We start from the raw sequence: 19,847 nt of genomic DNA, 5'->3' as shown, positions 1-19,847 counted from the left end.
CTGCGACGGGGGCACCATACGGAGCCTACGTAACCCAGCAGGAGCAGGACGCATGGCAGTTGTGATTGACGGGAAGGCGAAGGCGGCTTCGGTAACGGAGGCGGTCCGCAAATCGGCGGAAGCGCTTGAGACGGAAATGGGCGTGAAGCCCGGTCTCGCGGTTGTCATCGTCGGGAATGATCCGGCAAGCCATGCCTACGTGAACTCCAAGAGCAAGATGGCCAAGCAATGCGGTTTCAACTCCATCCAGCACACGCTGCCGGAAGAAACGACGCAAGGTGAGCTACTTAAGCTGGTCGGCGAACTGAACGCCGATACTTCCATCCACGGCATTCTGGTGCAGCTGCCGCTGCCGAAACATTTCAATTCGGATGAGATCATCCAGTCGATCCTGCCGGAGAAAGACGTCGATGGTCTGAGCGTCTTGAATGCCGGCAAGCTCGCGACCGGCGATCTCGCCACCGGCCTCATCTCCTGCACGCCGGCTGGCGCCATGCTTCTGGTGCGCGGCATTCATGGCGACGATCTTTCCGGTCTCAACGCCGTTGTCATCGGCCGCTCCAACCTGTTCGGCAAGCCGATGGGCCAGCTGCTTCTGAATGCCAACGCCACCGTGACCATGGCGCATTCGCGCACCAAGGACCTCGCCGGCATCTGCAAGACGGCGGATATTCTGGTCGCCGCTGTCGGACGTGCGGCAATGGTGAAGGGAGACTGGGTGAAACCGGGCGCGACCGTCATCGATGTCGGCATCAACCGCATACCGGCCCCGGAAAAGGGCGAAGGCAAATCCAAGCTCGTGGGCGATGTCGCCTTTGACGAGGCGAGCGCCGTCGCCGCCGCGATCACGCCTGTCCCCGGCGGTGTCGGTCCGATGACGATTGCCATGTTGATGGCGAATACGGTTATCGCTGCCTATCGCGCGCTGGGTCTGACCGCGCCAAAGTTTTAAGCCTGTCGCGTTCAATCGAACGATACGGCACAGGAATTTTTGTGCGCTGCCACTCACTTCCGTCATTCCGGCCTTGAGCCGGAATGCAGCCGACGCGCGTCTGCGCGGCGAGGCGACTCTTTTCAGCCCAAGGACTTGGGCTGGCTGGATACCGGCTCAAGACCGGTATGACGGCCGGGGGGATGGAGGCCAGACTTACGTTCTCGGAGCCGGTCCCGTCGAGGCGCGCACCACAAGTTCCGCCTTCCAGAGTTCCTGATGTGGGTCTTTCTGGTCGTTCTTGATGTGATTGATCAAACGCTGACCCACCCGCACCCCCGCCGCCCGCAGCGACGAGCGCGTGGTGGTCAGCGGAACGGAAAAATTATCGGGCTTGAGAAGCGGCAGCACGTCGTCGTGAGCGATGAGCGAAATATCCTTGCCTGGTTTCAGGCCCCGCTGATTGAGTGAGCGGATCGCGCCGAGCGCCAGCGCTGTACTGGCGCAGAGAATGGCGGTCGGCTTTTGCGGACGTGACAGCAATGCCTCCATGCCAAGAAACCCTTCTTCATCCGTCATGCTGCTATGACGCGTGTTGGCGGGATCGAGCGAGAGACCGTTGGCTGCCAGCGCCGTTTCCACGCCGAGACAGCGCCTGAAGGTGAAGTCATAACCCTCGGGGCCATTCAGCAGCCCGATCCGCTGGTGACCAAGCTGTAGCAGAAGCTGAGTCGCATCGCGAAAGGCGCCCTCGTTGTCGACGTCGAGATAGGGATAGGTCTCCTCAACGCCAACCGAACGACCGTGCACGAGGAAGGGCAGGGAGAGCGACTGCATCATGGCGATGCGCGGGTCGTTATTCTTCATGTAAGCGAGATAGATGCCATCGACACTGCCGCTGGCGGCAAGCCCTCGAAGGGCGTCCCGCTCTTTTTCGGGTTCTGTCGGCATGATGACCAGATGGAAGCCGCTGCGCGATGCCTCTTCACCCAGCCCGCTCAGAAACTCGCCGAAATGCACGTCTGAACGGTGATATTCGCCGATCGGCATGACAAGGCCGATGGAGCCCACCTTGCCCGTTGCCAGCCGCTGCGCTGCCGCATTCGGCCGGTAGCCGGTCTTTTCGGCTGCCTCCATGACGCGGCGCCGGGTCTCCGCACTCACCTCAGGGTAGCCATTGAGCGCGCGGCTGATGGTCGTCTGCGAAATACCCAGCAGTTGCGACAACTGTTTAAGGTTCATGTCTGCGAATTCCTCCATGCGCGCTCAGGGAATCAGCCAAAAGCCACTCCTCACATTCCCAAAGCGCTTTAGATTTTTAACAGCCCCTTCCGCTTTTCTCAATCGAAAATGACGTCGATCTCTCTGAATTAATATGACTATTGATAAGGATATGCGCGGCTTCGACGCAAACTACCTCTTGACTCCGTCTCGGCGACAATGAGATGAATAGGCAGCCAAAGCGCTTTGATTGGAAGAGCTGCGCTTTGAGCCTTTTATGTGATGGGAGGTAAATCACATGCGGAAGACTCTATTGGCGACGGCTGCTTCGATCGTGCTGCTGTCGGGTTCGGCCTTTGCTGCCGATCTGAAATTCGCGCCGGGCCAGGACACCAAATTCAACTGGAAAAGCTATGAGGACTTCAAGACGGCCCATGCCGACCTGAAGGGTCAGACATTGACGATTTTCGGACCCTGGCGCGGTGAGGACGAGGCCCTTTTCCAGACCGTACTTGCCTATTTCGCCGATGCGACGGGCGTTAACGTTCGATACTCCTCGTCGGAAAACTACGAGCAGCAGATCGTCATCGATACGCAGGCTGGTTCGCCACCCAATATCGCCATTCTCCCGCAACCGGGTCTGCTGGCCGATCTGGCTGCCAAAGGCTTCCTCGTGCCGCTCGGCGACGAGACGGCCAAATGGGTCGAGGAGAATTATGGCGCGGGCAAATCCTGGGTCGATCTCGGCAGCTACAAGGGCAGGGACGGCAACAAGGCCTATTTCGCTTTCCCCTTCAAGGCAGATGTGAAGTCGCTCGTCTGGTACGTGCCTGAGAATTTCGAAGAAGCGGGCTATAAAGTGCCCGAAAGCATGGAAGACCTGTTTAAGCTGACCGACCAAATCGTCGCCGATGGCGGCACGCCCTGGTGCATTGGCCTCGGTTCCGGCGGCGCGACCGGCTGGCCGGCCACCGACTGGGTGGAAGACCTGATGCTGCGCACGCAGCCACTCGACGTCTACCAGAAATGGACGACGAATGAGGTGAAGTTCACCGATCCGGCGGTTGTGGCGGCGATCAATGAATTCGGCAAGATTGCCAAGAACGAGAAATATGTGAGCGGTGGCGTTGCAGCCGTTGCCTCCACGGATTTCCGTGACAGCCCCAAGGGCCTCTTCGACATTCCGCCGAAGTGCTATCTGCACCATCAGGCGTCCTTCGTTCCCTCCTTCTTCCCGGCGGGTACCAAGGTGGGGACGGACGTTGATTTCTTCTACATGCCGACCTACGCCTCCAAGCCTGAGCTCGGCAAGCCGGTTCTGGGCGCGGGCACGCTTGTCACCATCACCAAGGAATCGCCCGCCGCAAAGGCGTTCGTCAACTTCCTGCAGACACCGATCGCCCATGAGGTCTGGATGGCACAGTCCAGCTTTCTCACCCCGTACAAGGGCGTGAATGTCGAAACCTATGCCAATGAGCAGATGAAGCGCCAGGGTGAAATCCTGACCACGGCGACGACCTTCGGTTTTGACGGGTCCGACCTGATGCCGGGCAAGATCGGCGCCGGTGCATTCTGGACCGGCATGATCGATTTCGTCGGCGGCAAATCCGCCGATCAGGTCGCGGCCGATATCCAGAAGGCCTGGGACGGCCTGAAATAACACCTGACGAGACGAGGCCCGGTGGTTCGCCGCCGGGCTTCTTCCGCATGAGCGGCCGACTGGATAAGCAGCGCGGCGCGGAGAGGATCAAGGGAGGGACCATGGCTCAACAACTCGTGTCTGCCATCGGCGTCATGGTGGCTGGCGTTTTCGCCTGTGCCGCCTATTACTGGTTATCGGACAAGGCGCTCCAAGTGATCTTCCCGGTGCGCTCGGGAGACGTCATTCATGCATCCCGGAATCTCAACCGCCGCGCCGCCGTCCGCCCCTGGCTGTTTATCGGCCCGGCGCTGGTCCTGCTCCTCGTCTATCTGGTCTATCCCGTCATCGCCACGCTGATCCTGTCGTTTTACGACCGGTCCGGCAATGAGTTCGTCGGCCTCGCCAATTATCGCTGGGCATTCTTCGATGCCGGATTCCGACAGTCGATCTTCAACAATATCCTCTGGCTCGCCGTCGTGCCGGCCGCTTGTACCTTCTTCGGCCTTGTGATTGCCGTCATGACCGACCGCATCTGGTGGGGTAACATCGCCAAATCCATCGTCTTCATGCCGATGGCGATCTCCTTCGTCGGCGCCTCCGTCATCTGGAAGTTCATCTATGAATATCGGGCCGAGGGCCAGGTGCAGATCGGTCTTCTCAATGCTGTCGTCGAGTTTTTCGGCGGTAATCCGCAGGTGTGGATTTCCATGCCTTTCTGGAACAATTTCTTCCTGATGATCATCCTCATCTGGATCCAGACCGGCTTTGCCATGGTCATCCTGTCTGCAGCGCTGCGCGGCATACCGGAAGAAACCATCGAGGCGGCCGTCATCGATGGTGCCAATGGCTGGCAAATCTTCTGGAAGATCATGGTTCCGCAGATCTGGGGCACCATCGCCGTCGTCTGGACGACGATCACCATTCTCGTGCTCAAGGTCTTCGATATCGTGCTGACCATGACCAACGGCCAATGGAACACCATGGTTCTCGCGAACCTCATGTTCGACTGGATGTTCCGAGGCGGCGGCGATAGCGGCAGAAGCGCTGTCATCGCGCTGGTGATCATGGCAGCCGTCACACCGATCATGATCTGGAACATCCGCCAGGCAAATCGTGAGATGGAGGGCCGCTGAGATGGATATCGTCAAACGTCTCCGCCGCGTCGGCCTGCCGCGCCTCATCGTCCATGCCAGCGTTCTGATCGTCGTGCTTCTCTGGCTCCTGCCCACGCTCGGCATTCTCGTGAGTTCGTTGCGCGACAAGGACCAGATCACCGTTTCCGGCTGGTGGACAGCATTTTCCAGTTCCGAACAGACCTCGGCGGTTCGTCTCGCCGATGCTTCCGTGCAGAAGCAGGACGGCAGCCGCTATGTCATATCAGGCAATGTCTTCGAAAACGGCCAGGGCGGCAAGGTCGCGGCCTTCGGCGTGCGCGTGCAGGAGCCGACAGCATTCAAGGCAGGCGAAGCCGCTGACATTGGCGATGGCGAGACGTTGCTCGTCAAGGAGGACGGCGGTTACGAATATAGCAAAGCCTCAAGTTTCGAGGGTTCGCGCGCCAAGCGCGTCTATATTTCCGTCGCCACCCCGCCTGTCTTCACGCTCGACAATTACCGCACGGTCCTGACCTCTGAGGGCATCGGCCAGTCCTTCGTCAATTCGCTGACGGTTGCTGTGCCTGCAACGATCATCCCGATCCTGATTGCCGCCTTTGCAGCCTATGCCCTGTCGTGGATGAGCTTTTCCGGCCGCAATCTGCTGATTGCGATGGTGGTGGGGCTGATTGTCGTGCCGCTGCAGATGTCGCTCATTCCCCTGCTTCGCATGTACACGGAAATCGGCAATATTTTCGGCGTCTCTTCCAAAGGCTATGCCGGCATCTGGCTGGCGCACACCGCCTTTGGACTGCCGCTCGCCATCTATCTGCTGCGCAACTATATTTCCGGGCTGCCCAAGGAAATTATCGAAAGCGCCCGTGTCGATGGCGCAAGCGATTTCGAAATTTTCGTCAAGATCATCCTGCCGCTCTCTTTCCCGGCGCTCGCTTCCTTCGCCATCTTCCAGTTTCTCTGGACCTGGAATGACCTGCTCGTCGCCATGGTCTTTCTCGGAACGCAGAAGAACGAACTCGTGCTGACGGGTGCGCTCAATGCGCTGCTCGGTTCGCGCGGCGGCAACTGGGAAATCCTCACCGCCTCGGCCTTCGTCACCATCGTCGTGCCGCTTGGCGTTTTCTTCGCGCTTCAACGTTATCTCGTGCGTGGCTTGCTCGCTGGCTCCGTCAAGGGAGGCTGACAGACCATGGACGCCCATACCAGACAGGACAAATCAATGACCGCTTCGGTGACTTCCGCTTTGACGCCCAACAAGGACTGGTGGCGCGGCGCTGTTATCTATCAGATCTATCCGCGCTCCTATCAGGACTCCAATGGCGACGGAATCGGTGACCTCAAGGGCATAACCGACCGCCTCCATCACATCGCCAATCTGGGTGCCGATGCAATCTGGATTTCGCCCTTCTTCACCTCGCCGATGAAGGATTTCGGTTACGACGTCTCGAATTATGTCGATGTCGATCCGATGTTCGGTACGCTGGCCGATTTCGACGGGTTGATTGCGGAGGCCCATCGCCTTGGCATCCGCGTCATGATCGACCTTGTTTTGTCGCATACCTCGGACCAGCATCCCTGGTTCGTGGAAAGCCGCGCCAGCCGCAACAATCCGAAAGCGGACTGGTACGTGTGGTCGGACGCCAAACCGGATGGCACGCCGCCCAACAACTGGCTGTCGATCTTCGGCGGTTCGGGCTGGCAGTGGGATCCGACCCGCATGCAATATTACATGCACAACTTCCTGACCTCGCAGCCGGACCTCAATCTACATAACCCGGAAGTGCAGGAAGAGCTGCTGAACATCACCCGCTTCTGGCTGAAGCGCGGTGTCGATGGTTTCCGCCTCGACACCATCAACTTCTATTTCCATGACCTCGAGCTGCGCGACAACCCGGCGCTGGCCCCGGAGCGCCGCAATGCTTCCACCGCGCCTGCGGTCAATCCCTATAACTTCCAGGAACATCTCTACGACAAGAACCGCCCGGAAAACATTGCCTTCCTGAAGCGCTTCCGCGCGGTGCTGGACGAGTTTCCGGATATCGCCGCCGTCGGTGAAGTGGGCGACAGCCAACGCGGTCTGGAGATCGTCGGTGAGTATACGTCGGGCGATGACAAGATGCAGATGTGCTACGCCTTCGAATTCTTGGCGCCCGACGCGCTGACCCCGCAGCGCGTCGCCGATGTGCAGGCGGATTTTGCGAGAGCTGCGCCGGAAGGCTGGGCCTGCTGGGCATTCTCCAACCATGATGTCGTGCGTCATGTCAGCCGCTGGGGCGAGCATGTCGAGGACAAGGACGCTTTCGCCAAGGTCCTTTCGGCACTGCTGATGACACAGCGCGGGTCCGTCTGCATCTATGAGGGCGAAGAACTCGGCCTCACCGAAGCCGACATCGCGTTCGAGGATTTGCAGGACCCCTACGGCATCCAGTTCTGGCCGGAATTCAAGGGCCGCGATGGGTGCCGCACGCCGATGGTGTGGGATGCCGGCCATGCGCAGGCGGGTTTCTCGACAGCCGACAAAACGTGGTTGCCGATTCCGGCGGAGCACAAGCAGCGTGCCGTCAGCGCCCAGCAGGGCAATGAGGCATCGGTGCTGGAACATTACCGTCGCTTCCTCACTTTCCGCAGGCAGCACCCGGCTTTCGCGAAAGGTGGTATCGAGTTCCAGCCCGTTCAGGGCGAGGTGTCGAGCTACACAAGGACGCTCGGAAACGAAACCATTCTCTGCCTCTTCAATCTGTCAGCGACGCCGGCAAAGGCATCGCTGCCTGATGGGAACTGGGAGGTTCTGGAGGGCCACGGCTTTACGGCCGCGCTCGAAGGCAGAAACGTAGAACTTCCGGCGTGGGGCGCGTTCTTCGCCCGTTACGCCTGACAGAACAGGGAGGACCACCCATGACAAGTCTCGTTCTCAAGGATATCCGCAAATCCTACGGACAGGTGAAGGTGCTGCACGGCATCGATCTTTCGATCGAACAGGGCGAATTCATCGTCTTCGTCGGCCCCTCCGGCTGCGGAAAGTCGACGCTGCTGCGCATGATCGCGGGTCTGGAGGAGATCACCGGCGGCGAGATGTATATTGACGGACAGCTCGTCAACGAGATCCCACCTTCGCGCCGCGGCATCGCCATGGTGTTCCAGTCCTACGCGCTTTATCCGCATATGACGGTCTATGACAACATGGCCTTCGGCATGAAGATCGCCAAGGAAAACAAGCAGGAAATCGACCGCCGCGTCCGCGCCGCTGCAGAAATCCTGCAGTTGACGCAATATCTGGAGCGTCTGCCGAAGGCTCTCTCGGGCGGCCAGCGCCAGCGTGTTGCCATCGGCCGCGCGATCTGCCGCAACCCGAAGGTCTTCCTGTTCGACGAGCCATTGTCCAACCTCGATGCGGCGCTGCGTGTCGCCACCCGCATCGAGATCGCCAAGCTCAACGAGCAGATGGCCGATACGACGATGATCTACGTCACTCACGATCAGGTGGAGGCGATGACGCTCGCCGACCGCATCGTCGTTCTGAATGCCGGGCGCGTGGAGCAGGTCGGTGCGCCGCTCGAACTTTATGAGAACCCGGCCAATCTCTTCGTTGCGAAATTCATCGGCTCGCCAGCCATGAACATCATCGCTGGCAAGATCGTCGGGACCGGAGAGCGGACATCGATCGAACTTGCCGGCGGCAAGACGCTCGCCGTCAACGTTCCCACGCCGGGGAGCGAACAGGGCAAGGCCGCAAGCTTCGGCGTGCGGCCGGAAGATCTGAGCATCGTCACTGGCGAAGACTATCTCTTCGAAGGGAAAGTATCGATTGTCGAGGCGCTTGGCGAAGTTACCCTGCTTTATCTTGAAGCACCGAAAGGGCAGGAGCCGATCATCGTCAAGGCACCGGGCATCGTTTCGGCTGCGAAGGGCCAGACCCTGCGTTTCGCCGCGCCGCAGGAAAAACTCCACCTCTTCAACGCCGAAGGCAAGACCTACCGCGTCTGACGATTTAGGCTGAAGCCCCGGAACGCCACTCGTTTCGGGTTTTTCTCAGGTTTTTCGCCTGTGGAAAAACGCCGCGAATGTCCCACTTCCGGTCTGTTTAAGACGGCGCTGATATGAATTGTTAAAGACTATGGCCTAGTCTTGCTCCATTGATCGAGCATGGAGTCTGGGCGTGCAAAGCGGTACCGGTGTGATCAGGAACCATTACCTGAGCAAGGAAGAATCTTTCATGTATGACCGCGAAAGCCGGTTTCGCATGGAAGATACAATGAATGCCGCACGCATCGAATATACTGAAAAGGCTGTGATGCACATGGCGGCGCGCCGCTGCGATGTCATCCGCATTTCGCAGACCGAGGCAGTGCTGGCCCTGATAACGAAATATAACCTGCCGAACCAGTTCTATCTCGATATTCCCGACGCCCGCATCAGCAAGATCGGCTGCGTCATGCTGCGCGTCAACGCCAACAACACCATCCACGTCCGCTTCTTGCGCATGCTGACGCAAAAGGAACTGGACCGCATCTTTGTCTTCAGCACGCACCCGGCGCATCGTGACCGGAAGCTGGATATCAGGTCGTTCTGAGTTATCAGGGCGAAGCTCTTAAAGCCCGCCCTGACCCATCTTGTTCATCCGAACATCCATCCCCGAATATCAATGGAACAGGACGCTGGCGCCCTGATCGGCGGGGCCGGCATTGCGGCGGAAGGGGGCGAAAAGTTCGCGGCCCATGCCCCACTCATTGCCTGAGAGATCGGCCCGCGCCGGCTCGCGCTTTGACAGTTCAGCGGCGGACACCAGCACCTCGAGCGAGCCGGAAATCGCGTCGAGACGGATAATATCGCCGTCGCGGATGAGCGAGATCGGACCGCAATCGGAAGCCTCCGGCGTCACATGGATGGCGGCCGGCACCTTACCGGACGCACCGGACATGCGCCCGTCGGTCACCAGCGCCACCTTGAAACCACGATCCTGCAGCACGCCAAGCGGCGGCGTCAGACGGTGCAGTTCCGGCATGCCGTTAGCCTTCGGCCCCTGGAAGCGGACAACGGCGATGAAGTCGCGATTGAGCTTGCCGTCCTTGAAGGCGTCCTGAAGCTCCTGCTGGTCGTGGAAAACGATGGCCGGCGCTTCGATGATATGGCGTTCCGGCTTGACGGCGGAAATCTTGATGACCGATTTGCCGAGATTGCCCGTCAGCATCTTCAGGCCACCGGTCGGCTGGAACGGGGTTTCGATGCTGGAAAGCACCTTCGGATCGTGGCTCTGTTCCGGGGAGGGCTGGCGGGTGACGGCCCCCTTCTCGTCAAGCATTGCATCCACTGTGTAGGCCGCAAGCCCCTGTCCGAAGACCGTACGGACGTCGTCATGCACGAAGCCCTGCTTCAGGAGCTGCTTGATGAGGAAACCCATGCCGCCGGCGGCGTGGAAATGGTTCACATCGGCAAGACCGTTGGGATAAACGCGGGCGAGCAGCGGCACGATGTCCGAGAGATCGGAAATGTCCTGCCAGGTGAGGATGATACCCGCCGCACGCGCCATGGCGATCAGGTGCATGGTGTGGTTGGTGGAACCGCCTGTCGCATGCAGGCCGACGACGCCGTTGACGACGGATCGCTCGTCGATCATCTCGCCTGCCGGCGTGAATTCATTGCCCTGTGCGGTGATGGCGAGCGCGCGCTTTGTGGCCTCGCGCGTCAGCGCGTCACGCAGCGGCGTACCCGGATTGATGAAGGAGGAACCGGGCATGTGAAAGCCCATGATTTCCATCAGCATCTGGTTGGAATTGGCGGTGCCGTAGAAGGTGCAGGTCCCGGGGCCGTGGTAGGATTTGGATTCCGCTTCGAGCAGCTCCGCACGACCGACCTTGCCTTCGGCATAAAGCTGGCGAATGCGCGACTTCTCGTCATTCGGCAGGCCTGATGTCATCGGGCCGGCGGGAATGAAGACCGCGGGCAGGTGACCGAAGGCAAGGGCAGCGATCACGAGGCCGGGCACGATCTTGTCGCAGACGCCGAGATAGAGAGCGGCGTCGAACATGTTGTGCGAAAGACCGATGCCTGCAGCCATGGCGATGGCATCGCGGGAAAAAAGCGAAAGCTCCATGCCCGGCTGCCCCTGGGTTACGCCGTCGCACATGGCGGGAACGGCGCCCGCAACCTGCGCGATGCCGCCCGCTTCCTTCGCCGCATCGCGGATGATCGCGGGGAAGGTCTCATAGGGCTGGTGCGCGGACAACATGTCGTTATAGGCGGTGATGATGCCGAGATTGGGGACCCGGTCGCCGGCAAGGATGTCCTTGTCGGCGGGGGAACAGACCGCAAACCCGTGTGCAAGATTGCCGCAGGAAAGCACGGAACGGTGAACGCCCTTGGAAACCTGCAGCCGCAGTCGCTCGAGATAGGTCTCGCGATAGGGCTTGGAACGTTCGACGATGCGGGCGGTAATGGCCTGAATGCGGGAATCGGCGGACATGGGCGTTCATCCTGTTCGTTGGTCGGCAACCGGCGTTCCGGGAGGTGAGCGGCCGGTTGTCGTGGTTCAGTCTTCATGTCTTCGGGGCGCTTGTCGCGGGCCGCAGAGGCGGCAGCCGCGGTGGGTTATGGCGCCCAGTATATATCCACAGGCGTCTCCGCCCGGTTCAGCACGGCACGAATAGGCATTTCATCCTCATCCTCACCGGACTGTGCTTTCTCCAGCGTTGCCTTCTTGGCCGCACCTTCGATGTGGAGCACCAGAAAACCGGCATCGTGCAGGCTTGAGAAGTTGAAGGTCAACCGCTCCTCACCGGCATTTTCCGCCGCCATGGTCAGGACGCCGCGCGGTTCATCGAGGTCAAGCGCTTCGTAGAGATTGTCTCCACCGGGGAAGAACGATGCCGTATGGCCATCCGTTCCCATACCGAGAATGACGACATCGAAGGGATCGCAGATCGCTTCGGTCTTGACGGTCGCAAGGGTTGCCGCGTCTTCCGGGGAAGCGGCAGGCTGGAATAGCGGCACGAAATAAGCCGCCTTCGCCTTGTCCTGCAACAGGTTCTCGGCGACGAGACGATGGTTCGACCGGTCGCTTTCCGGTGGCACGAAACGCTCGTCCACCAGCGTCACGCTGATATTGGGCCAGTCGAGTTCGTGATGGGAAAGCGCCTGAAAGAACAGCTTCGGTGTCGAGCCGCCGGAAACCGCAATGCTTGCGGTCCCCCGTTCCTTGGTTGCTTCATCAAGGCGTTTGGCAACTTCCGCCGCGAGCGCTGTCGCCAACGCTGCGGGGGTGTCGAAGACGTGGATTGTTTCGCTCATTGAAGGCCCTCAGTCGGCATCATGCCAGGTGCGGCCGTCACGCTCGATCAGCGCGATGGAACCGCTTGGACCCCAGGTGCCCGCCGTGTAGCCCTGCACGCCCTGGCCCAGCTCTTCCCAGCTCTTCAGGATCGGGTCGACCCAGTCCCAGGCGGCCTCAACTTCGTCGCGCCGCATGAACAGCGTCTGGTTGGAGCGGATCGTGTCCATCAGCAGGCGTTCATAGGCGTCGGGGCTGCGCACGTTGAAGGCTTCGGCAAAGCTCATGTCCAGCGACACCTGACGCAGGCGCATGCCGCCCGGGCCGGGGTCCTTGATGAGCAGAGACTGCTTGACGCCCTCATCCGGCTGCAGGCGAATGACCAGCTTGTTGGCCTCGATCTTGCCGGCCGCATCGTCGAAGATCGAATGCGGGATCTGCTTAAAGGTGACGACGATTTCCGAAACGCGGGTCGCGAGGCGTTTGCCGGTGCGGATGTAGAAGGGAACGCCGGCCCAGCGCCAGTTGGCGATTTCGGCCTTGATGGCGACGAAGGTTTCGGTGTTGGAAACGCCGCCTTCCAGCTCTTCCAGATAACCCTTGACCGGGCCACCCGCGGAAGCGCCGGCGCGGTACTGCCCGCGAACGGTCAGCTTTTCGACGTTGCTGGTGTCGATCGGCTTCAGCGAGCGCAGAACCTTCAGCTTTTCGTCGCGCACGGCTTCGGCATTCATGGAAGCAGGCGGCTCCATGGCGACGAGGCAGAGCAGCTGGAGAATATGGTTCTGCACCATGTCGCGCAGCGCACCGGCCTTGTCGTAATAACCGGCGCGGCCTTCAAGACCGACCGCCTCGGCAACGGTGATCTGCACGTGGTCGATATGGGCGGAATTCCACAGCGGCTCGTAAAGCGCGTTGGCGAAACGCAGCGCCATCAGGTTCTGCACCGTCTCCTTGCCGAGATAGTGGTCGATGCGGAAGATCTGCTCTTCCTTGAAGACATGGCCGATGGTGTCGTTGAGTTCCTGCGCCGAAGCGAGATCCCGGCCGATCGGCTTTTCGACAACGATGCGGGTCGAGCGGGTAATCAGCTTGTGCTCGCGGATCTTGTCGGCGATATCGCCGAAAATGCCTGGCGCGACGGCCAGATAAAAGGCGCGCACGCGCTCTTTACCCTCGTCCAGCAGCTTCTTCAGCACATCCCAGCCATTGCTGCCCTTGGCGTCAACGGGCACGTAAAATAGCCTGTTCAGGAACACTGCAACCTGGGCGTCGTCATATTCGCCGGCCTTCAGATGCTCCTTCAGCGCGTCCTGCGCGAATTTGCGATATTCCTCATGGGTCATGACCGAACGCGACGCGCCGATGATGCGGGTCGGCTCCGTGAACTGCCCTTCGATCTGCCGGTGATAAAGGGCTGGCAGAAGCTTGCGCTCGGCAAGATCGCCCGTGCCGCCGAAAACGACACAATCAAAAGGTTCAACAGGAATGATCTGACTGCTCATATCGATTCTCTCGATCTTCAAAGGTTGGGGCATCCATAATCTAATCGATTTAAAAATGCCAGACTCAGTTGGGTGAAATTATGAATTTTGGTTTGGCCTTAGGCCGTATGTGGAATGGGTTGCGTTTCGGAACAGACCTTTTGCCGGTGGGGGCACGGAAAACAGGAACAATACCATGACTGCGGCGATACCCCGCCAGAACAGGTGGATGGCGCAAGTACGTCCGGTATCCTGGCTTTGCTCGATGCTATCCAACAACATCTGCGCTTCCTCGAATTGCCGCGCAGCAATCCGGATCTCTATTCCGCCGAGCGCAACAGCGTAATGCCAGAAGATCGAGGCGAATTGGCTCGGCGGCGCAACGGTTTGAATTCCATATGCCCGCAGGAAAGACGCTGTCACTGCCGTCTCAGCGAGCCCGTAGCCAGTGGCAATAGTAACAAGCCGGTCATCCGCTTTTTCCATCGACCCCCCTGTTTGAACCCCCTGTTTATTGTGAAGGATCAAAACCTGTCTCGCAACGCGAACCACGACAGCGCCAGAAAGAGCAACGGCGCACGGAGCGACGTGCCGCCGGGGAAGGCAGGGACTTTCAGCCGCGCGAAGGGCGCCAGCATGTCCTTTTTGCCGAGTACCAGATCGGCATAAAGCTTGCCGCAATAATTCGACAACATCACGCCGTGACCGGAATAACCGCCGATGGAGGTGACGCCGGGCATGACCTCGCGCACGAACACCGTGCGCGGGAGGGTGATGCCAACGGAGCCGCCCCAGGAATGGGTGATTTCGACAGCCTTCAGTTCGGGATAAATTTCCGCGATCTGCCGGCGGATATGGGTTGAGATATCGCGCGGCGTATCTGCCGTATAGGCCTCGCGTCCGCCGAACAGCAGGCGATTATCGGCCGTCTTGCGAAAATAGCGCACCACGAAACGAGAGTCTGCCACCGCCTCCTTGCCGGGGATGATGTCGGGATAGGCGTCGAGCGGTGCGGTCGCGCCGATGAAGGAGCGGATCGGCATGATATGGGCCGCCGTCACCGGCTCCAGATTACCGATATAGGCATTGGTGGCGATCAGCACCCGCGGCGCGGTAATCGTGCCGAAGGGCGTTTCGATGATTGACTTTCCGCCCACCTGCCGGATCGATTTCGCCGGCGTCATCTCGTAAATCTGAGCGCCGGCATCCTTTGCCGCTTTTGCAAGCCCGACGAGCAGCTTCAACGGGTGTATATGGCCGGTGCCGGTATCGCGCGTACCGCCGAAATAATGGGTGGAGCCGACACGTTTGCGCGCTTCGCCACGCTCCATGTAGGAAATATGCGGATAGCCGTAGCGATTGTTCATCGCATCGACGCTGCGGCGATAGTCGTCCTCGTAGCCCGCCTTGTGCGCCACATAAAGCTGCCCGGGTAGATACTCCATGTCGATGCCGCGGCTGCTGGCGAAGTCACGCACGTAGTTTTTGGCATCTTCGGCGATGTCGAACAGCAGCTTCGATTGCTCGAAGCCGATTTCCTGTTCCATCTCGTCGGGAAATGAGCGCTGACCGGTGCCGAACTGGCCGCCATTGCGGCCGGAAGCACCATCGCCAAAACGATGCGCCTCGATGAGGGCGACCGACACGCCGTTTTCCGCAAGGTTACACGCCGCCTGCAGGCCGGTATAACCGCCGCCGATGATCGCGACATCGACCTGCTTCGGCCCGTCGAGGGCGGGGTAGTCCGGCCGCTCGCCAACGGTTGCCTGATACCAGGATAGTCCCGGCGCAATCGGGCTCTGCCATGTCATGCTCGTGGTTCCTCACACGTTGAGAAGCAGGAACTCGCGCTCCCAGGGGCTGATGACCTGCATGAAGGTCTCGAATTCCCCGCGTTTCAGGCCGGCATAAAGGCCTACGAATTCGTGGCCGAAAACCCGGTCGAACTGCGCTTCTCCCTCGAGCAGGGCCACGGCTTCAAGCAGACCGCGCGGCAGGTCGATCGAGCCCTCATTGGCCGTATCGGCGGTGGGTTCTGTCGGTTCGATGCTGTTGACGATACCGAGCCAGCCGCAGCCGAGCGAAGCGGCAAGTGCGAGATAAGGGTTGGCATCCGAACTCGGCAGCCGGTTTTCGACGCGCCGCGCCTGCGGGCCGGAAATCGGCACGCGGAAGGCCGTCGTGCGGTTGTCATAACCCCAGGCATTGTTGACCGGGCAGGCCATGTCGGGCGTCAGGCGGCGGTAGGAATTGACATAGGGCGCCAGCATGACCAGCGCATTCGGCACGTAACGCTGCATGCCGCCGACGAAGGAGAAGAACTCTTTCGAGGGGCTGCCATCCGCATTGGAGAAGATATTGCGTCCGCTGTCGATCTCCACCACCGACTGGTGGATATGCATGGCTGAACCCGGCTGGCCCTGCATCGGCTTGGCCATGAAGGTGGCGTAGATGCCATGCTTCAGCGCCGCTTCGCGAATGGTGCGCTTGAACAGGAACACCTGGTCGGCAAGCTCGATCGGATCGCCATGGCGCAGGTTGATTTCCAGCTGCGCCGGACCTTCCTCATGGATGAGTGTGTCGATCTCCAGACCCTGCTTTTCGGAGAAGTGATAGATGTCGTCGATCAACTCGTCGAATTCGTTGATACCGGCGATGGAGTAGCTCTGGCCGCCAACGATGGAGCGTCCGGACCGGCCCTTCGGCGGATGCAACGGATAGTCGGGGTCGTCATTCATGGCGACGAGATAAAATTCGATCTCCGGCGCCACGACAGGCTTCCAGCCCTTTTCTGTGTAGAGCGACAGCACGTTCTTCAAAACGTTGCGCGGCGTGTAGGGCACGAAATTGCCTTCCGCATCCACCACGTCGCAGATCACCTGCGCGGTGGGGTCGGTTTCCCAAGGCACGACGGATAGCGTGGAAAGATCAGGCACCAGCTTGAGGTCGCTGTCGCGCGGTTCGTAGCGGAAATTCGCCGTCTCATCGGGATATTCACCTGATATCGTGTGGCGATAAAGTGCCGAGGGGAGGGCGAGCGAAGTGTCGCCGGTGAATTTCGCCGTCGGCATCATCTTGCCACGGGGAACGCCGGCAAGGTCGGGCGTGATGCACTCGATGTCCTCGATGCCGCGTGCGCGCAGCCATTGCGCGGCTTCGCGCCAGGAGGAAACGCCACGGGTGGAGGAAAGGTCGAGGGGAGGGGACTTCTTTGCCATGGTTGCCTGTTTCTTCGGGCGGAGCATGGTTTTCTTCGCGGGCATGTATCACCGGGTCTGTGTTTCTGGTGGCGCCATCATAACCGTAGTTTGGCAATTGGCGAGGGGGAAAGCGCCATTGACAAGCGCCGGGACTTGGAAAAAGAGGAAGGAAACGGATCGAATGGAATGATGGCAGAGAAATGTGACGTGCTGATTTTGGGGGCGGGCGCCGCCGGCATGATGTGCGCCATCCGCGCTGGCCAGCGCGGCCGTTCCGTCGTCATTCTCGACCATGCGAAAGCGCCCGGCGAAAAGATCCGCATCTCCGGCGGTGGTCGCTGCAATTTCACCAATATCCATGCCGGGCCGAAGAATTATCTCTCTGCCAATCCGCATTTCGCCAAATCCGCGCTCGCCCGTTATAAGCCGCGCGATTTCATCGCCCTTGTCGAAAAACACCGCATTTCCTGGCACGAAAAGACACTTGGCCAGCTTTTCTGCGACGACAGCGCCAAGGATATCATCCGCATGCTGCTCGGCGAAATGCAGGCGGCCAATGCGAAATTGCGGCTCGAAACATCAGTCATGGCCGTCAGCCATGACGGTGACCGTTTTCGCGTGACGACCTCAGGCGGCGTCATCGAGGCGGAAAGCCTTGTCGTGGCGACGGGCGGCAAGTCCATCCCGAAAATGGGCGCGACCGGTTTTGCCTACCAGATCGCCGAACAGTTCGGCCTCAAGCTCATTGAAACCCGCCCCGGCCTCGTACCTCTGACGCTCGATCCCGCTTCGTTGGAAAAGCTCAGCCCTCTTGCCGGCGTCGCGGTTCCGGCCGAGGTTTCCCATGGCAAAACCGCGTTCGAGGAAGCGCTGCTGTTTACCCATCGCGGTTTGAGCGGTCCTTCGATCCTGCAAATCTCCTCCTACTGGCGTGAGGGTGATGTGATCCGCCTGAAGCTCGAGCCGCATCGTGATATCGCCGGACTGTTAAAACAGGCAAAACAGAAGAACGGTCGTCAATCGCCCCAGACGGCCCTGTCGGAAATCCTGCCGAAACGGCTTGCCCAGCATGTCGTCGACCAATCCGGCCTCACAGGCCATCTCGCCGACATGTCCGACAAGGTGCTGATAAAGCTGGCGGCAGACGTGCAGGACTGGCAGATCAAGCCCGCCGGGTCTGAAGGTTATCGCACGGCAGAGGTGACGCTCGGCGGGGTGGACACGACCGGCCTCGATTCCCGCAGCATGGCGGCAAAGGCCGTGCCCGGCCTCTATTTCATCGGTGAATGTGTCGATGTGACCGGCTGGCTCGGCGGTTATAACTTCCAGTGGGCCTGGGCGTCTGGTCAGGCGGCGGGCGAATTCGCGTGATCGTCTCTGGCCGTGGAGCAAGTTCGCAACTTTCTCTTCCGTCATACCGGCCTTGAGCCGGTATCCAGTCAGCCCAAGTCTTTGGGCTGAAAAGACTGCTCTCGCCGCACAGACGTGCGTCGGCTGGACCCCGGATCTAGTCCGGAGTGATGGCGTATGATGAGGCCTGTTCGCCAAACTGCTGGCTGAGTTAATTGTCCCTCTTCGCCCTTTTTAACAACCTGTTAACGGGCCCGAGTCATCCTGACCGAATGCCAGCAAAGCGGGATCACATCTCGATCCCGCTGCACATGATGTCCTGCTGGAGGCCTTAACAGGGCATGGGTCGGTTGAGTTTTTCGTCTGGAGCCCGCGCATGAACAGATCTGCACATCGCCGCCCTCGCGCCATTGCCATCGCCCGCACTGACAACGAGAGCCGTCAGCTGGCCTTTCGCCTGAGCCTCATCGCCGCCGGTGCTCTCGCAGCCCTGATAGCGCTCTTTTACTGATCGGCGGCCCTTCGCTCTTATCAAGCTGATTAGCGCGCTAAAAAGCCGCCATGGCCGAGACGCCTCGGCCATATCCCTGTAAAACTTTTCTTCCAGCAGAATGGCCTCACGCCGTGTGCGCGGCCGCTGGTTGTCGATGATGGCCCGTGCTGCAAAAATCGCGTGCATGTCGCTCTCCTTCTAATGCGGAGGGCCATGATGCACGCCGTTTTTTGATTTATCTGCGCAAGAAAATGCGCTACGTTTTTCAATGATGAAAAACGTCACCTGGGATTCCTATCAGCTTTTCCTTGATGTGTCACGCAGTGGCGGCTTGACGGGCGCTGCCAGCCTGACGGGTTTAAGCCCCGCGACCATAGGTCGGCGCATGGTCGAACTGGAGGAGCGGATCGGCAAGGCGCTGTTCCAGCGCAGTCAGACGGGATACGCCCTCACGATGGACGGTCGTGTGCTGTTCGATAGACTTCAGGCCATGAAGAATGCGGCGCGAGATATTGAGGGATGGCAGAAAGCGTCATCGGCCTCGTCCATCGTGCGGATTGCCGTGGGCACCTGGAATGCCTGGCTCTTGACCGGCAACTTCTCCGCCATCTGCACGGATCGCGATGATTTCCGCATCGACCTTTTCATTGCCGAGCAGAGGGCGTCTCTGGCCCATCGCGAAAACGATATCGGTATCCGCGCTTTCGAGCCGCAGGAGCGTAATCTCGCTGCCATCAAGACGGGGGAGGTTGCCTACGCCCCTTACAGACTGCGAAACGCTGCCGTTTCTGTTGCCGATCGCTGGCTGGCGGTGGCCGAGGAAAATGCGATTTCAACCTACCTGCGGTGGCCGCACGAAAACCGTCGCAATCAGATCGTGGTGACGGTGAACCGGCCAACGGCGCTTCTCGATCTTGTCCTCTCAGGGGCGGGGATTGCGGTGCTTCCCTGTTTCGTCGGCGATGCCGATACGCGGCTGACGCGTGAGGGCGAAGAGCTCGGGGCGCTTCGCCACAATCAGTGGATCGTCATGAACAACGACGATCGCCACCGCCGCGATATCAGGACGGTGGCGGACCGGATGACCCGTCTCATCAAGGGGCATTCCGATCTTTATGCCGGGCGCAAAAGCCGCCCGGCATAACCGTTC

17 protein-coding genes are annotated in these 19,847 nt (G+C 59.9%); 9 read left to right on the top strand and 8 right to left on the bottom strand.

Features of this window, described 5'->3' with window-relative positions; all coding sequences use genetic code 11:
- Positions 1-52: 52 nt before the first annotated feature.
- Positions 53-952 carry a bifunctional methylenetetrahydrofolate dehydrogenase/methenyltetrahydrofolate cyclohydrolase FolD gene (gene folD / locus AT6N2_RS07690; protein ID WP_209085345.1) on the top strand — a complete coding sequence of 300 codons (900 nt, stop codon included), beginning with the start codon at positions 53-55 and terminating at the stop codon, positions 950-952.
- Between the two features lie 195 nt (positions 953-1,147).
- On the opposite strand, the gene AT6N2_RS07685 is transcribed toward folD, so the two are convergent.
- Positions 1,148-2,173, bottom strand: a complete 1,026-nt coding sequence (locus AT6N2_RS07685; RefSeq protein ID WP_063949828.1) for a LacI family DNA-binding transcriptional regulator — start codon at positions 2,171-2,173, stop codon at positions 1,148-1,150.
- Between the two features lie 277 nt (positions 2,174-2,450).
- On the opposite strand from AT6N2_RS07685, the gene AT6N2_RS07680 reads away from it, so the two are divergent.
- The 6 genes from AT6N2_RS07680 to AT6N2_RS07655 all read left to right on the top strand — a co-directional run bounded on the left by AT6N2_RS07680 (position 2,451) and on the right by AT6N2_RS07655 (position 9,476).
- Positions 2,451-3,812, top strand: coding sequence for an ABC transporter substrate-binding protein (locus AT6N2_RS07680; protein ID WP_209085338.1), 1,362 nt, complete (start codon positions 2,451-2,453; stop codon positions 3,810-3,812).
- Positions 3,813-3,913: 101 nt separating this feature from the next.
- Entirely contained in the window at positions 3,914-4,927 is a 1,014-nt protein-coding gene (locus AT6N2_RS07675; protein WP_063949733.1) for a carbohydrate ABC transporter permease, read from the top strand.
- Position 4,928: 1 nt separating this feature from the next.
- On the top strand, positions 4,929-6,089 hold the full coding sequence (locus AT6N2_RS07670; protein WP_144575827.1) for a carbohydrate ABC transporter permease: 1,161 nt from the start codon (positions 4,929-4,931) through the stop codon (positions 6,087-6,089).
- 36 nt (positions 6,090-6,125) lie between these two features.
- Positions 6,126-7,781, top strand: a complete 1,656-nt coding sequence (locus AT6N2_RS07665) for an alpha-glucosidase family protein (RefSeq protein ID WP_063949829.1) — start codon at positions 6,126-6,128, stop codon at positions 7,779-7,781.
- Between the two features lie 20 nt (positions 7,782-7,801).
- Positions 7,802-8,890 (top strand): ABC transporter ATP-binding protein, encoded by a 1,089-nt coding sequence (locus AT6N2_RS07660; RefSeq protein ID WP_209085334.1) that lies wholly within the window; start codon positions 7,802-7,804, stop codon positions 8,888-8,890.
- Between the two features lie 229 nt (positions 8,891-9,119).
- Complete coding sequence (locus AT6N2_RS07655) at positions 9,120-9,476, top strand: hypothetical protein (RefSeq protein WP_063949736.1); 357 nt, start codon at positions 9,120-9,122, stop codon at positions 9,474-9,476.
- Between the two features lie 69 nt (positions 9,477-9,545).
- On the opposite strand, the gene edd is transcribed toward AT6N2_RS07655, so the two are convergent.
- From edd to AT6N2_RS07625, 6 genes are all read right to left on the bottom strand, one after another.
- Positions 9,546-11,366, bottom strand: coding sequence for a phosphogluconate dehydratase (edd, locus tag AT6N2_RS07650; RefSeq protein ID WP_209085331.1), 1,821 nt, complete (start codon positions 11,364-11,366; stop codon positions 9,546-9,548).
- A 125-nt stretch (positions 11,367-11,491) separates the two neighbouring features.
- Entirely contained in the window at positions 11,492-12,190 is a 699-nt protein-coding gene (gene pgl / locus AT6N2_RS07645) for a 6-phosphogluconolactonase (RefSeq protein ID WP_209085328.1), read from the bottom strand.
- A gap of 9 nt (positions 12,191-12,199) precedes the next feature.
- Entirely contained in the window at positions 12,200-13,675 is a 1,476-nt protein-coding gene (zwf, locus tag AT6N2_RS07640; protein WP_063949739.1) for a glucose-6-phosphate dehydrogenase, read from the bottom strand.
- Between the two features lie 78 nt (positions 13,676-13,753).
- Positions 13,754-14,140, bottom strand: coding sequence for a hypothetical protein (locus AT6N2_RS07635; RefSeq protein ID WP_209085315.1), 387 nt, complete (start codon positions 14,138-14,140; stop codon positions 13,754-13,756).
- Between the two features lie 38 nt (positions 14,141-14,178).
- Complete coding sequence (locus tag AT6N2_RS07630) at positions 14,179-15,465, bottom strand: NAD(P)/FAD-dependent oxidoreductase (RefSeq protein ID WP_144575823.1); 1,287 nt, start codon at positions 15,463-15,465, stop codon at positions 14,179-14,181.
- 12 nt (positions 15,466-15,477) lie between these two features.
- Positions 15,478-16,917 carry a glutamine synthetase family protein gene (locus AT6N2_RS07625; protein ID WP_209085312.1) on the bottom strand — a complete coding sequence of 480 codons (1,440 nt, stop codon included), beginning with the start codon at positions 16,915-16,917 and terminating at the stop codon, positions 15,478-15,480.
- A gap of 123 nt (positions 16,918-17,040) precedes the next feature.
- On the opposite strand from AT6N2_RS07625, the gene AT6N2_RS07620 reads away from it, so the two are divergent.
- Entirely contained in the window at positions 17,041-18,225 is a 1,185-nt protein-coding gene (locus AT6N2_RS07620; RefSeq protein ID WP_209085303.1) for an NAD(P)/FAD-dependent oxidoreductase, read from the top strand.
- Between the two features lie 310 nt (positions 18,226-18,535).
- On the opposite strand, the gene AT6N2_RS24380 is transcribed toward AT6N2_RS07620, so the two are convergent.
- Positions 18,536-18,883: a hypothetical protein gene (locus AT6N2_RS24380; protein ID WP_425292722.1), complete on the bottom strand. Its 348-nt coding sequence runs from the start codon at positions 18,881-18,883 to the stop codon at positions 18,536-18,538.
- An 85-nt stretch (positions 18,884-18,968) separates the two neighbouring features.
- Here AT6N2_RS24380 and AT6N2_RS07615 point away from each other — a divergent pair, with 85 nt between their 5' ends.
- Entirely contained in the window at positions 18,969-19,841 is an 873-nt protein-coding gene (locus AT6N2_RS07615) for a LysR family transcriptional regulator (protein WP_209089636.1), read from the top strand.
- Positions 19,842-19,847 lie beyond the last annotated feature (6 nt).

Source organism: Agrobacterium tumefaciens, assembly GCF_017726655.1.
Taxonomy (GTDB): Bacteria; Pseudomonadota; Alphaproteobacteria; order Rhizobiales; family Rhizobiaceae; genus Agrobacterium; species Agrobacterium tumefaciens_B.
The sequence above is the reverse complement of the archived record's forward strand: the minus strand, read 5'-3'. Positions and strand labels throughout refer to the sequence as shown.

Bases quoted from the DNA above. Each gene is read 5' to 3' on its own strand.
- folD (WP_209085345.1), top strand. From the start codon at position 53: ATGGCAGTTGTGATTGACGGGAAGGCGAAGGCGGCTTCGGTAACGGAG.
- AT6N2_RS07685 (WP_063949828.1), bottom strand. From the start codon at position 2,173: ATGAACCTTAAACAGTTGTCGCAACTGCTGGGTATTTCGCAGACGACC.
- AT6N2_RS07680 (WP_209085338.1), top strand. From the start codon at position 2,451: ATGCGGAAGACTCTATTGGCGACGGCTGCTTCGATCGTGCTGCTGTCG.
- AT6N2_RS07675 (WP_063949733.1), top strand. From the start codon at position 3,914: ATGGCTCAACAACTCGTGTCTGCCATCGGCGTCATGGTGGCTGGCGTT.
- AT6N2_RS07670 (WP_144575827.1), top strand. From the start codon at position 4,929: ATGGATATCGTCAAACGTCTCCGCCGCGTCGGCCTGCCGCGCCTCATC.
- AT6N2_RS07665 (WP_063949829.1), top strand. From the start codon at position 6,126: ATGACCGCTTCGGTGACTTCCGCTTTGACGCCCAACAAGGACTGGTGG.
- AT6N2_RS07660 (WP_209085334.1), top strand. From the start codon at position 7,802: ATGACAAGTCTCGTTCTCAAGGATATCCGCAAATCCTACGGACAGGTG.
- AT6N2_RS07655 (WP_063949736.1), top strand. From the start codon at position 9,120: ATGTATGACCGCGAAAGCCGGTTTCGCATGGAAGATACAATGAATGCC.
- edd (WP_209085331.1), bottom strand. From the start codon at position 11,366: ATGTCCGCCGATTCCCGCATTCAGGCCATTACCGCCCGCATCGTCGAA.
- pgl (WP_209085328.1), bottom strand. From the start codon at position 12,190: ATGAGCGAAACAATCCACGTCTTCGACACCCCCGCAGCGTTGGCGACA.
- zwf (WP_063949739.1), bottom strand. From the start codon at position 13,675: ATGAGCAGTCAGATCATTCCTGTTGAACCTTTTGATTGTGTCGTTTTC.
- AT6N2_RS07635 (WP_209085315.1), bottom strand. From the start codon at position 14,140: ATGGAAAAAGCGGATGACCGGCTTGTTACTATTGCCACTGGCTACGGG.
- AT6N2_RS07630 (WP_144575823.1), bottom strand. From the start codon at position 15,465: ATGACATGGCAGAGCCCGATTGCGCCGGGACTATCCTGGTATCAGGCA.
- AT6N2_RS07625 (WP_209085312.1), bottom strand. From the start codon at position 16,917: ATGCCCGCGAAGAAAACCATGCTCCGCCCGAAGAAACAGGCAACCATG.
- AT6N2_RS07620 (WP_209085303.1), top strand. From the start codon at position 17,041: ATGATGGCAGAGAAATGTGACGTGCTGATTTTGGGGGCGGGCGCCGCC.
- AT6N2_RS24380 (WP_425292722.1), bottom strand. From the start codon at position 18,883: ATGCACGCGATTTTTGCAGCACGGGCCATCATCGACAACCAGCGGCCG.
- AT6N2_RS07615 (WP_209089636.1), top strand. From the start codon at position 18,969: ATGAAAAACGTCACCTGGGATTCCTATCAGCTTTTCCTTGATGTGTCA.